Origin of the sequence: Octadecabacter ascidiaceicola (genome assembly GCF_900185015.1) — a bacterium.
Lineage (GTDB): Bacteria > Pseudomonadota > Alphaproteobacteria > Rhodobacterales > Rhodobacteraceae > Octadecabacter > Octadecabacter ascidiaceicola.
This window is the reverse complement of the sequence record NZ_FXYD01000001.1, coordinates 251,145-264,028: the sequence shown is the minus strand read 5'-3', so window position 1 is coordinate 264,028 and position 12,884 is coordinate 251,145. Positions and strand designations below refer to the sequence as shown.

Sequence of the window (12,884 nt, the reverse complement as noted above, 5' to 3'; positions counted from 1 at the left end):
GCCAAACTCGGAGCAAGAATATGACGGACTGGAAAAAATCTGACTGGCGCAGCAAGCCGCGGGTACAGATGCCGGACTATACCGACGCTGCGGCCTTAGCCGCTGTTGAGGAAAAGCTCAGCTCCTATCCACCGCTCGTGTTTGCGGGCGAAGCGCGCCGTTTGCGTGAACATCTGGCGGCAGTCAGCCGTGGTGAAGCGTTTCTGTTGCAGGGCGGCGATTGCGCCGAGAGCTTTGCGGCGTTCAATGCTGATCAAATCCGCGACACGTTCAAAGTGATGTTGCAGATGGCGATGGTGCTGACATACGGCGCTAAGGTTCCGGTTGTTAAGGTCGGTCGCATGGCGGGGCAGTTTGCCAAGCCACGGTCTGCAAACACGGAAACGGTCGATGGTGTTGAACTGCCAAGCTACCGTGGTGACATCATCAATGACCTGGATTTCACACCAGAAGCCCGCATCCCGAACCCAGAAAAGATGTTGCAAGCCTACACGCAGGCCGCTGGCACGCTGAACCTGCTGCGCGCGTTTTCCACGGGTGGTTATGCAGATGTGCATCAGGTGCACGGTTGGAACCTTGCGTTTACAGCCAAGCCTGAGGCGGAAAAGTATCGCGAAATGGCGGCACGCATTGGTGACACGCTTGACTTCATGAAAGCGGCGGGGCTGTCCACGGACACGAACCACGAGCTTCAGACGGTTGAGTTCTACACCTCCCACGAGGCTTTGCTGCTTGAGTATGAAGAAGCCCTCACACGTTTGGATTCCACATCCGGAAAATGGCTAGCTGGCTCTGGTCACATGGTTTGGATTGGTGACCGGACACGCGCACCTGACGGTGCCCATGTTGAGTTCTGCGCTGGCGTGCAAAACCCGATTGGTTTGAAGTGCGGCCCGACAATGACATCCGGCCACCTTAAGGCGTTGATGGCCAAGCTGAACCCGAACAACGAAGGGGGTCGTTTGTCCCTGATCGCGCGTTTTGGGGCTGGCACTGTGGGTGAACACCTGCCGCGTCTGATCAAAGCCGTGGAAGAAGAGGGTGCCAAGGTCACGTGGGTATGTGATCCAATGCACGGCAACACGATTAAGTCGTCCACGGGTTACAAAACCCGCCCGTTTGAGTCCGTTCTGCGCGAAGTGCGTGAATTCTTCGGCGTCCATAACGCCGAAGGCACGATCCCAGGTGGTGTCCACTTTGAGATGACAGGCGCTGACGTAACCGAATGTACCGGTGGTGTGCGTGCTGTGACCGATGAAGACCTGTCTGATCGTTACCACACAGCCTGTGACCCACGCTTGAACGCGTCCCAATCGCTTGAACTGGCGTTCTTGGTTGGCGAAGAGCTGTCTGCACGTCGCGACAATGTAAAGACTGCGCAGTCGGCCTAAGCCAACGCGCTTAGTCGTTTGAAACAACAAGGCGGAGGGCAGGTTTGTCCTCCGCTTTTTCGTGGAAGGGCACGCGAAACGTCGGACTCTGGGTTTCAGCCTTGCCAGCGGCAACAACGTGCAAACCAACAACTGCGTCGACTCGAACCGCCGTGTCAGGACAAATGCTAAACCGACGTCCGCCAAGCCCACGTCGGCCACTCATAACCAAGACACCCAGAATACGGCTCACGCGGCCATGATCATCGCGCAGGGGGAGCAACAGGATTTTACCGTGCAGTTTCGGCTGACCGACCGCGCGTGGCCCGACGAGGGGGAATTCAACGATGCTGGGGGTCATGAACGCCTGCTCGAGGTATTTTGCAATGTCCGCGCGAGCCTCCGGTAACATGACGGCTGTTAACGGAAGGCCGCGTGGCTCAAGCCCGATAAGTTTAGTGATATTGCGCCCCGCGACGCGAATTCGCGCGACACCCGGCGCGACACGTTCAAGGATAAAACTGTCCTCAAGTAATGAACCCATTGCAATTGGGTCAACATGTTTGCGATGGGGAACACCGTTGCTGCGGGGCAGGGTGGCCCAGTATTTCTCAAGCTCTTTCAAGGCAGTCGGGTTTGTCATGATAACGTCCTGCGCGTCAGAGATCGCATTAGCGGGCACTTTATAAGGGTCAAAAGTCATACTCATACGAAAGGTATCCAATATTTGTTTCCGCCATTTCGGGGCGGAACAGTGTTTTGTTGTTCAACCTTGGTTTGCCACATTGCCGCCACAAATTCTCTAAACAAAGTCTTAACAGGTTAACCGGTTAACGCAGTGGCAGCTGAAATTCGGAGCCGACCATAGGAGGGAGAACCCTTGCTCTGACAGCAAGTTTGGCTTTAGGTGCAACACCATAGCCAATGCGCCGAACTGGGGACGATATCTGTGATACGATCAATGACTGCCTTCGCAACTCAGCAAGGAAATTCCACAAGCGAAGCAGGGGATACCACCTGGGTCTGGGAGGTGCGCAGCGTTAATGGTCGTGGGCTAGATGTAAAAATTCGTTTGCCAGATGGAACACCGGGTCTGGAAACGGCTGTTCGCAAAGCCGCTGCTGAATACGTAAGCCGCGGCAATGTCACAATCGGACTTCGCTTGCAGCGCGCCCAAGCGGACGGAACCCTTGAAATAGACCCTGAGCGCCTGGACTTGATCCTGAAAGCCCTCGACACAGTGCAAGACCGTGCATTCGACATCGGTGTAACACTTGGCCAACCTACAGCAGCGGACGTTCTGGCGCAGCGCGGGGTCTTGGTGAACGGGCAGGTGGTAGATAGTGCTGATCTTCTGGAACCGCTCACTGCTGATCTACATGTGGCGCTTGGCGCCCTCAAAGTGATGCGCGAAGCTGAAGGCGCGGCACTGTTGAAGGTGTTGACTGAGCAAGTTGATCAAATCGAAAAGCTGACAGCGCAATCGGTGAATGCCGCCAAAAACCGTACTGAAGCCGTTAAAACCCAGCTTAAGGATGCGCTAACGCGTGTCATGGACGGCGCGACTGGCGCGGACCCTGATCGCGTCGCGCAAGAACTTGCGCTGCTTTCGGTAAAGTCCGACATCACCGAAGAAATCGACCGTCTTGGAGCGCATATCAAAGCCGCACGCGAATTACTGTCTCAGGGCGGTCCGGTGGGGCGTAAACTCGACTTCCTGACACAAGAATTCAACCGAGAAGCCAATACCCTGTGTTCTAAAGCGCAAGATGTCACGCTTACGCAGATCGGCCTTGCGCTGAAGGCAGTCATCGACCAGATGCGCGAACAAGTACAAAACGTGGAGTGATATGATGCAACGGCGTGGTCTATTGATTATTCTATCTTCGCCATCAGGCGCTGGAAAATCGACACATTCCAAACGGTTACGCGCATGGGATCCGACGATTGAGTTCTCTGTATCCGCCACAACGCGACAGCCTCGCGAAGGTGAAGTTGACGGGCAGGATTACCATTTCCGCACAGAGGACGAATTCCGTCACCTCGTCGCTGATGGCGAAATGCTGGAACACGCCCATGTTTTCGGCAACTTCTATGGCTCCCCAAAGGGACCGGTAAAGGCGTCAATCGATGCGGGATGTGATGTGTTGTTTGATGTGGATTGGCAGGGGGCCGAACAGATCAAGGATTCCTCTCTTGGCCAGCACGTCCTAAGCGTTTTCTTTCTGCCGCCGTCCATCACCGAACTACGCCGCCGTCTGGAATCCCGTGGGCAGGATGACAAAGAAACCATCGACAAACGCATGATGCAAAGCTGGGACGAGATCAGCCATTGGCGGTCATATGACTATGTTTTAATCAACGACGATCTGGACGAAACCGAAGCCCAGTTGCGCACAATCGTAGAAGGTGAACGTCAGCGCCGTGATCAACAGCCCAATTTGGCAGACCACGTAAGATTGTTACATGACGAGTTTACAGACGGCCTAAAGAAGGGCCGATAAGCGGAGATAACAATGCTTTATGAGTTGGATGGCATCGCGCCAGAGGTTCACAGCGGTGCGTGGATTTCACCGGGCACCCATTTGATCGGTAAAATCAGCGTCGCTGATTTGGCCTCTATTTGGTTTGGCTCCACACTGCGCGGCGACAATGAACTTATCAGCGTCGGCACAGGATCAAACGTTCAAGAAAACTGCGTGCTGCATACGGACATGGGGTTTCCGCTGACCATCGGGACCAACTGCACCATCGGCCACAAGGCGATGCTGCACGGCTGCACAATCGGCGACAATTCCCTGATTGGCATGGGGGCTACGGTGCTGAACGGTGCTGTGATCGGCAAGAACTGCCTGATTGGGGCAGGGGCGTTAATTACCGAAGGCAAAGTGATCCCAGATGGCTCGCTCGTGATGGGGATTGGTAAGATCGCGCGTGAGTTGGACAAGGCGGCGATCAACGGCCTCACGCTTTCTGCGCTGAACTATCAACAAAACGCGGCTCGGTTTAGGGCTGGCATGAAGGAAGTACGATCATGAACGACACCCCCAAGGCGCTGTCGCGTCGCCCCGCATGGCCAACATCCGTGTCGCGCCCTGTTGCAACACCGCTTCAGCCATCGGTGGTTTATTCCTCACCAGACCCAAGCGCGCTGGACCAGCAATATGCAGAAGGCAGCGGCTTCACCTATGCCCGCGAAGGGCACCCGAACGCGACAGTGCTGGCCCAAAAGATCGACATGCTGGAAGGCGTGACAGGCGGTATCGTGAACGGGTCCGGCATGGCCGCCGTTTCGGCCGTGTTTCTTGGGTTGTTGAAAGCAGGTGACCATGTGATCGGTGCCGATCAACTATATGGTCGCACGCTGCGGATGATGACGCAGGATTTGCCGCGCTTTGGCGTTGAAACCACGCTAGCAGACCCGACGGATGCCGCATCTTTTGAGGCCGCGATCAAACCCAACACGCGGATGATGATCGTTGAAGTCGTGTCGAACCCGACGATCCGAATTGCTGACATGGAAGGCATCGCCAAACTCGCCAATGACCGCGGTATCCTTCTGGTGGTCGACAACACCTTCACCACACCGCGCAGCTATCGCCCGTTTGAAAATGGCGCGGATATTGTTCTGCACTCGGTCACCAAATTGCTTGCGGGCCATGCGGATGCGACGCTTGGCTATGTTGTCGCCAAAGACCCAGAGTTGATGGAGCAAATCTACACCGCCAACACGACATTCGGCATGACCGCGAGCCCGTTCGACTGCTGGCTAGCCGAACGCGGCTTGCAATCCTTTGATCTGCGCTATGACCGCGCTGAAGCGACAGCCATTGAGCTGTCAGCGGCCTTGGCGGACGTGAAGGGCGTCAAACGCGTCGTTCATCCGAGCCGTTCGGATCATCCAGACCACAACCGTGGCCTTCAAATCCTTGGGGATCGCCCCGGCAACATGATGAGCTTTGAGATTGAAGGCGGGCGGGCCGCTGCAAACGCATTGACCCGCGCGGCACCTGAATTGCCCTTCGCGCCGACTTTGGGAGATGTTGGGACGACCCTTAGCCATCCGGCATCTTCGTCCCACCGCGCCCTAACACCTGAAGCGCGCGCAGACCTTGGTATGAGCGAGGGGTTCTTTCGCGTCTCGGTCGGCTTAGAGGACCCGCAATTGCTGATCGACGAGCTAAGCCACGCGATTGCCGAAAGCCAAAAAGCCTAGCCATGTCAGACGCTAACGCCCTTATCGACACGCTGCCACAGCCCATTTTAATGGTCGGGCAAGATGACCGGATATTGGGCGCGAACGCGGCCGCACGTCAACTGCTTGGCATGGATTGCACCGGGATGCCGTATATCACCGCCCTGCGCCAACCTGCGCTGTTGGACGCGGTCGAGGCGACGTTGAAGGACGGGCACGACCGCACCGTTACCTATCTGGGCAATGACGGCGGGCTTGGCACGACCTTTGAAGTGACGGTTAACAGCACGACGCTTGAGACTGGGACGGTCGTGGTATTGTCGTTCCAAGACCTTACCGCACTTGAACAGGCCGAAGACATGCGCCGTGATTTTGTGGCCAATGTCAGCCATGAAATGCGTACGCCGCTGACCTCGCTTCAGGGATTTATCGAAACCTTACGTGGGCCCGCCAAAAATGACCCAGACGCATCCGATCGTTTTTTGGAGATCATGGAAAGTGAAGCGGGGCGTATGAACCGTTTGGTTGAAGACCTGCTATCGCTCAGCCGCGTTGAAAGCGATATTCGCGTGCGGCCAACATCCCGCGTGTATCTGAACCTGCTTATCAACGAAGTCATCGCAGCCCTTACACCGGTTGCCGCCGCTAAAGACGTCTCGCTTGTGGCGCATATACCCAAGCACGACGTCGAAATCGCAGGGGATCGCGAACAGCTTTGGCAGGTGATTAGCAACCTCATTGAGAACGCCATCAAATATGGCGTTGAGGGTGGTACGGCGACAATTGGCCTGACAGAACCAGAATACGACCCCGCGATTATGCAGGACGGTGTCCAAATCACGTTTAACGATGATGGAATCGGTATCCCGTCCCATGCCATCGCGCGACTCACTGAGCGGTTTTACCGCGTGGATAGTCACAGAAGCCGTGAAATTGGGGGAACGGGACTTGGTTTGGCCATCGTAAAACATATTATTAACCGTCACAGAGGGCGGCTACGTATCTCAAGCACTGTGGGCGAAGGGTCTGAATTTAAAGTAATTCTTCCCGTTGAAAGCACGCCAAAGCAGCAATGACGCGACAGCGGGTCTGCGCTGTCACATTACTTTTACACTACCGTCACAAAAGCTTTGTGAGCTCGCCCTAACTCGTGCTTCAACGCCCCTCGGTTCGCGATGGGCGAGAGATGATGACAAACGTAGGAGTTACAATGTCCGTTCTCAAATTGACTGCCTCGACGCTCGCAATCGCTGCGATTTCCGCAACATCCGCAACAGCACGTGAAAACGTCCAGATCGCTGGATCTTCCACAGTGCTGCCATATGCCTCCATCGTTGCCGAAGCCTTCGGCGACAACACAGATTTCCCAACACCGGTTGTTGAATCCGGCGGTTCTTCTGCTGGCCTCAAGCGCTTCTGCGAAGGCGTTGGCGAAAACACCATCGACATCGCAAACTCTTCCCGCCCGATCCGCGACAGCGACATTGAGCTGTGCTTAGAGAACGGCGTGACAGACATCATCGAAGTCCGCATCGGTTATGACGGCATCGTATTTGCATCTCAAATCGACGGCCCTGCGTTCACAGCTTTCGAACCAGCCGACATCTTCAACGCACTCGGCGCGACAGTTCTGGTAGACGGCGACGTTGTTGCCAACCCGCACACACAGTGGTCCGATTTCAACGCTGATCTGCCAGCGGCTGATATCGTGGCGTTCATTCCGGGCACAAAGCACGGCACACGTGAAGTGTTCGAAGATAAGGTTCTGTTGGCGGGTTGTGAAGAAACTGGCGCGATGGAAGCAATGATCGCGGGCGGCATGTCCGAAGATGACGCAGAAGACGCCTGCATCGAAGTGCGCGGCAACGGTATCACAGTCGACATCGACGGTGACTACACCGAAACACTGGCCCGTATCGATGCGAACCCGAACGGTATCGGCATCTTTGGTCTGGCGTTCTACGAGAACAACACAGACGTTCTGAAAGTTGCGACAATGGGCGGCGTTGAGCCAACCACTGAAACAATCGCAGCAGGCGACTACCCCGTGTCCCGCCCATTGTTTTTCTTCATCAAACAGGCGCACATCGGTGTGATCCCTGGTGTGAAAGAATTCGCTCAGTTCTTTATCGCTGACGAAATTGCCGGCCCTGATGGCCCACTTGCACAGTACGGTCTGGTATCTGATCCAGAGCTTGCTGCGACGCAGGCAACTGTTGAAGCGGAAGAAACACTGGACGTTAACTAAGGCGTCTTTTGCAAACTCAGGTGGCCCACATCAGGCCGCCTGAACAATTATTGGGGCCACATGGCCACGCTTGCTGCTTGGGGGCAGAACCGGAATGACATTAATGCTAACCATCGGTTTGGTTCTTGCTCTGTGTGCCATCGGATACATGATGGGGACACGCCGCGCGCTGAGTTCTGCAAGTGGCGACCAGCGTCTGCTTCATTCCCTAAAAGGATATTACGGTCAGAACGTCGCCCTGAGCATCTTGGTTCCATCTGCGACATTGCTCGTGGTCTGGCTGATCGCGCAGCCGCTTTTAATCAACCAATCCGTCGCCAGCTTGTTTTCCGATCAAGACCTTGCAGAAGGGGCATCGAGTTCCCTTATTATTCAAGACATGCGCCGCGTAGCAAATGGATTGGACGTTGTTGTCGACCAAGGCTTGGTAAGCGATGACGCCATTGCATCCTTGGACGCGGAGAGCACGAATGTACGTGAATTGCTGGCGGATGTTGGCGTCGCTGTTGGATCGGACGTGACCCAGCAAACACTGGACGGCGCAAAACGCTACCGTTCGCTAAGCAAAACCGGAAACTTTTGGCGGGGAATTGCAGTCCTAGCCCTTGCGCTTGCCGGTTTTGTTTTTGCGATGCAGCGCACCGATAAAAACTTCCGCGCACGCAATGTTGTTGAACGCGGCGTTTTGATCCTGCTGTTCGGCGCAGCGACCGTTGCTGTACTGACAACGGTGGGCATTGTCCTCAGCCTGATCTTCAACACCATTAATTTCTTTGACGCCTTTCCGGCGGCAGATTTCTTCTTTGGCACCCGTTGGGAGCCGAGCTTTTCAGGACGCGGTGGTGCATCCGACCTTGGCTTCCTGCCTCTGATTTGGGGCACGATGTATATCTCTATCATCTCGTTGATCGTTGCCGTCCCACTGGGCCTGTTTTCCGCGATCTACCTGTCAGAATACGCGTCTGACCGCGTGCGCGCCGTGGCTAAACCGATGTTGGAAATCCTCGCGGGTATTCCAACAATCGTTTACGGGCTGTTTGCACTGCTAACAGTCGGGCCGCTGTTAGTCAGCGCCTTTGGCAACGGTGGCTTCTTTGGCGTGAACTGGATGTCAGGCGGGACTGCGGCGATCACCGCGGGCTCCGTCATGGGCATCATGTTGATCCCGTTTGTATCATCCCTGTCTGACGACATCATCAACGCGGTGCCACAGGCCATGCGCGATGGGTCTTACGGACTTGGAGCCACGCAATCTGAAACCATCCGCCAAGTGATCTTGCCTGCGGCCTTGCCCGGCATCGTTGGCGCGATCCTTCTGGCCGCCTCCCGCGCGATTGGCGAGACCATGATCGTGGTTCTAGGGGCAGGGGCCGCGGCGAGCCTGTCGCTTAACCCATTTGAGGCCATGACAACCGTAACTGCCAAAATCGTCAGCCAGCTGACAGGTGATGGCGAATTTAACAGCCCAGAAACGATGGTGGCCTTCGCGCTGGGGATGACACTGTTCATCATCACCCTGTGTTTGAACGTCTTCGCGCTTTATATCGTGCGCAAATATCGGGAGCAGTACGACTAATGACTGACACACCCAAATTCACGTCGATGAAGGTGCAAGACCCGCGCACCAAGAAACGCAATGCCGCCGAAAAACGGTTCCGCGCCTATGGGATTGCCGCGATTGCGATTGGCGGGCTTTTCTTGGCCGCGTTGACCTTCACGATCTTGAAGTCCGGCCTTCCAGCCTTCACGCAATACGTGATGAAGCTGGAAGTGACGCTAAGCCAAGAACAATTTGACGACGCCGAAAGCCAGCTTTTGAAGACGGCTGTTTACCGAGACATCTTTATCGATAACTTCTCTGACCAACTAGAAGCCAACGGCATTGACGTAAATTATGATGCTGACGCGTTAGAACGGCTGCTTGGTAAAGTCGGTGGCGATATTCGTGCCCATTACCGCGAAAACCTAAGCGACATCGGCCAACCGACAGTCTTTCAACTTCAGCTGTCTTCACGGGTCGAAGGCTACTTTCGCGGACGTGTAACGCGCGACACTTTGGTCGACAGCCGTTTCTTAGAGAAAACCGACCTCGATATCGTTGACGTGCTGCGCGATGCAGGCCTTATGACAGGGCGCTTTAACTGGGCCTTCCTGACGGGTACAGATTCCGGCGTGGATAACCCGGGTGGAGCTGGGATCGGGGCCTCGGTTATCGGGTCTTTCTTTATGATGCTGGTGGTCTTGTTCCTCAGCCTGCCGATTGGGGTTGCCGCGTCGATCTACCTTGAAGAATTCGCGCCAAAGAACCGTTTCACCGACTTGGTTGAGGTGAACATCTCAAACCTCGCCGCGGTGCCGTCCATTGTGTTTGGTATCTTGGGCTTGTCCGTTTTCATCCAGTTCATGCACCTGCCGCAATCCGCGCCATTGGTTGGCGGCTTGGTTCTGACACTGATGACATTGCCGACGATCATCATTTCCACACGCGCATCTTTGAAATCTGTGCCGCCCTCCATTCGCGATGCGGCACTGGGGATTGGCGCATCCAAGATGCAATCGGTGTTCCACCACGTGTTGCCCCTCTCGATGCCCGGTATCTTGACCGGAACCATCATCGGCCTCGCGCAGGCCTTGGGTGAAACCGCACCGCTGTTGCTGATCGGGATGGTCGGGTTTGTGGCTCGCGAATACCCTGATGGCGTGGTGTCCGGCTTTATGGACCCTAACTCGGCGATGCCGGCACAAATTTACACATGGGCTGCACGCGCTGACGTGGGCTTTTATGAAAAAGCATGGGGTGGGATTATCGTACTGCTGGTGTTCCTCCTTTTGATGAACGCCATCGCCATCTTCTTGCGCAAAAAATTCGAACGTCGCTGGTAGCGAAATGAAGGACACAAGCTTAATGACCGACTATAAAATCTCTGCCAAAGACGTGCAGGTCTATTATGGTGATAACCACGCCATCAAGGACGTGAATGTCGACATCGAAGACAAGACCGTGACGGCCTTCATTGGCCCGTCTGGTTGCGGCAAATCCACGTTCCTGCGTTGCCTGAACCGGATGAACGACACGATCGATATCTGCCGCGTTGAGGGGGACATTCTGCTAGATGGTGAAGACATCTACGATCCGTCCGTCGACCCTGTGCAGCTACGCGCCAAGGTCGGGATGGTGTTCCAGAAACCAAACCCGTTCCCAAAATCCATCTATGATAACGTAGCTTACGGCCCAAAAATCCACGGGCTGGCACGCAACAAAATCGAGCTGGACGAGATCGTTGAAAAATCCTTGCGCAAAGCCGCGCTTTGGACCGAGGCCAAGGATCGGTTGCACGCGCCGGGGACAGGCTTGTCTGGTGGCCAACAACAACGTCTGTGTATCGCGCGCGCGATTGCTACGGCCCCAGAAGTCTTGCTGATGGACGAACCCTGTTCGGCGCTTGACCCAATCGCAACCGCCCAAGTCGAAGAACTGATTGATGAGCTGCGCCAAAGCTTCAGCGTGGTCATCGTGACCCACTCCATGCAGCAAGCCGCCCGTGTCAGCCAGAAAACCGCCTTCTTCCACCTTGGTAATCTGGTAGAATTCGACGAAACGGACAAAATTTTCACCAACCCCGAAGACCCCCGCACAGAGAGCTATATCTCTGGTCGGATCGGGTAAGGAGAGCGACATGAACGAACATATTTCATCTGCATACGACCGCGATCTTGAAGAAATTCAATCGCTTATCATGAAAATGGGCGGCATGGTTGAACATGCAATCCTTGAATGCGCCAAGGCGCTTGAGGTGCGCGATATTGATCGTGCCGAGGTGGTGCGCAAAGGCGATAAAGCGATTGATGCCCTAGAAGAACAGATCAACGAAGCCGCCGCACGCACCATCGCGCTGCGCGCGCCTGTGTCCAAGGATTTGCGCACTTTACTGTCTGTTCTGAAACTGTCCGCATCGCTAGAGCGTGTCGGAGATTACGCTAAGAACATCGCGAAACGCACACCTATCCTTGCTGATATGAAACCGATCAGCGGTGCTGACGCCGCCCTACGTCGGATGTCCAAAGAAGTGCAATCCATGCTGGGCGATGCGCTGGATGCCTATGTGCGCAATGACGTTGAACTGGCTGAAAGCGTGCGTCAGCGCGATCTGGACATTGACCAGATGTATAATGCACTGTTTCGCGAATTCCTAACCTTCATGATGGAAGACCCTCGCAACATTTCCGCCTGTATGCACATGCATTTCATCGCCAAGAATGTTGAACGTATGGGCGACCTGGTCACCAACATGGCCGAACAGATCATCTATATGGTCACGGGTGAAATGCCTGAGGAAGACCGCCCGAAGATGAGCAGCACAATCGCAGCACAAGAAATCTAACCCATGTCTCAACCCCATATCCTCATTATTGAAGACGAGCTCGCCCAGCGTGAAGTCCTCAGTTATAATCTGAGCGCCGAAGGCTACCGCGTCAGCTCAGCATCAGATGGTGAACAGGGGCTGTTGGCTGTGAGCGAAGATGCGCCAGACATGATCGTGCTGGATTGGATGCTGCCACATGTGTCCGGTATCGAGGTCTGCCGACAGCTCAAGTCGCGTACAGAAACCCGCAACATTCCCATCATCATGCTCTCGGCGCGATCAGAAGAGGTCGACAAAGTGCGCGGCCTTGAAACCGGTGCGGATGACTATGTTGCGAAACCCTATACGGTCGCTGAACTTATGGCCCGTGTCCGTACCCAGTTGCGCCGCGTACGCCCGAGTACGGTGGGGCAGGTGCTGACGTTTGAAGACATCACATTGGACGGAGAAACCCATCGGGTTACACGCGATAACGCTGAACTAAAGCTCGGCCCAACAGAATTTCGCCTGCTGGCGATGTTTATGGAGAACCCTGGGCGTGTCTGGAGCCGTGATCTGCTTTTGGATCGCGTTTGGGGGCGCGAGAACTATGTGGATACACGCACTGTGGACGTCCACATCGGACGACTACGCAAAATCCTTAAGAGCAATGGTGGCACGGACCCGGTACGTACCGTGCGCGGCGCCGGTTACGCATTAGGTTAGCT

At 55.2% G+C, this 12,884-nt stretch carries 13 protein-coding genes; 12 read left to right on the top strand and 1 reads right to left on the bottom strand.

Going from position 1 to position 12,884, the window contains the following annotated elements; translation table 11 throughout:
• Positions 1-20: 20 nt before the first annotated feature.
• Complete coding sequence (locus OCA8868_RS01300; protein ID WP_093994749.1) at positions 21-1,391, top strand: class II 3-deoxy-7-phosphoheptulonate synthase; 1,371 nt, start codon at positions 21-23, stop codon at positions 1,389-1,391.
• 10 nt (positions 1,392-1,401) lie between these two features.
• On the opposite strand, the gene OCA8868_RS01295 is transcribed toward OCA8868_RS01300, so the two are convergent.
• On the bottom strand, positions 1,402-2,013 hold the full coding sequence (locus OCA8868_RS01295) for a PAS domain-containing protein (RefSeq protein ID WP_245847976.1): 612 nt from the start codon (positions 2,011-2,013) through the stop codon (positions 1,402-1,404).
• Positions 2,014-2,331: 318 nt separating this feature from the next.
• Here OCA8868_RS01295 and OCA8868_RS01290 point away from each other — a divergent pair, with 318 nt between their 5' ends.
• From OCA8868_RS01290 to phoB, 11 genes are all read left to right on the top strand, one after another.
• On the top strand, positions 2,332-3,219 hold the full coding sequence (locus tag OCA8868_RS01290; protein WP_093994747.1) for a YicC/YloC family endoribonuclease: 888 nt from the start codon (positions 2,332-2,334) through the stop codon (positions 3,217-3,219).
• 1 nt (position 3,220) lies between these two features.
• Positions 3,221-3,874 carry a guanylate kinase gene (gene gmk, locus OCA8868_RS01285; RefSeq protein ID WP_093994746.1) on the top strand — a complete coding sequence of 218 codons (654 nt, stop codon included), beginning with the start codon at positions 3,221-3,223 and terminating at the stop codon, positions 3,872-3,874.
• A gap of 12 nt (positions 3,875-3,886) precedes the next feature.
• On the top strand, positions 3,887-4,408 hold the full coding sequence (locus tag OCA8868_RS01280) for a gamma carbonic anhydrase family protein (RefSeq protein ID WP_093994745.1): 522 nt from the start codon (positions 3,887-3,889) through the stop codon (positions 4,406-4,408).
• The gene (locus OCA8868_RS01275) at positions 4,405-5,586 is read left to right on the top strand and encodes a trans-sulfuration enzyme family protein (protein WP_093994744.1); all 1,182 of its coding nucleotides are present in this window, start codon (positions 4,405-4,407) and stop codon (positions 5,584-5,586) included. Before OCA8868_RS01280 ends, OCA8868_RS01275 begins: the two co-directional genes overlap by 4 nt.
• A 2-nt stretch (positions 5,587-5,588) precedes the next feature.
• Positions 5,589-6,641 (top strand): ATP-binding protein, encoded by a 1,053-nt coding sequence (locus OCA8868_RS01270; RefSeq protein WP_093994743.1) that lies wholly within the window; start codon positions 5,589-5,591, stop codon positions 6,639-6,641.
• 134 nt (positions 6,642-6,775) lie between these two features.
• Positions 6,776-7,813 (top strand): PstS family phosphate ABC transporter substrate-binding protein, encoded by a 1,038-nt coding sequence (locus tag OCA8868_RS01265; protein WP_093994742.1) that lies wholly within the window; start codon positions 6,776-6,778, stop codon positions 7,811-7,813.
• A 94-nt stretch (positions 7,814-7,907) separates the two neighbouring features.
• Complete coding sequence (gene pstC / locus OCA8868_RS01260) at positions 7,908-9,389, top strand: phosphate ABC transporter permease subunit PstC (protein WP_093994741.1); 1,482 nt, start codon at positions 7,908-7,910, stop codon at positions 9,387-9,389.
• On the top strand, positions 9,389-10,696 hold the full coding sequence (pstA, locus tag OCA8868_RS01255) for a phosphate ABC transporter permease PstA (protein ID WP_093994740.1): 1,308 nt from the start codon (positions 9,389-9,391) through the stop codon (positions 10,694-10,696). Before pstC ends, pstA begins: the two co-directional genes overlap by 1 nt.
• A 22-nt stretch (positions 10,697-10,718) precedes the next feature.
• Positions 10,719-11,480, top strand: coding sequence for a phosphate ABC transporter ATP-binding protein PstB (gene pstB / locus OCA8868_RS01250; protein ID WP_218822664.1), 762 nt, complete (start codon positions 10,719-10,721; stop codon positions 11,478-11,480).
• Positions 11,481-11,490: 10 nt separating this feature from the next.
• On the top strand, positions 11,491-12,195 hold the full coding sequence (phoU, locus tag OCA8868_RS01245) for a phosphate signaling complex protein PhoU (protein WP_093994738.1): 705 nt from the start codon (positions 11,491-11,493) through the stop codon (positions 12,193-12,195).
• 3 nt (positions 12,196-12,198) lie between these two features.
• Entirely contained in the window at positions 12,199-12,882 is a 684-nt protein-coding gene (gene phoB / locus OCA8868_RS01240) for a phosphate regulon transcriptional regulator PhoB (RefSeq protein ID WP_093994737.1), read from the top strand.
• The last annotated feature ends 2 nt before the right edge of the window (positions 12,883-12,884 follow it).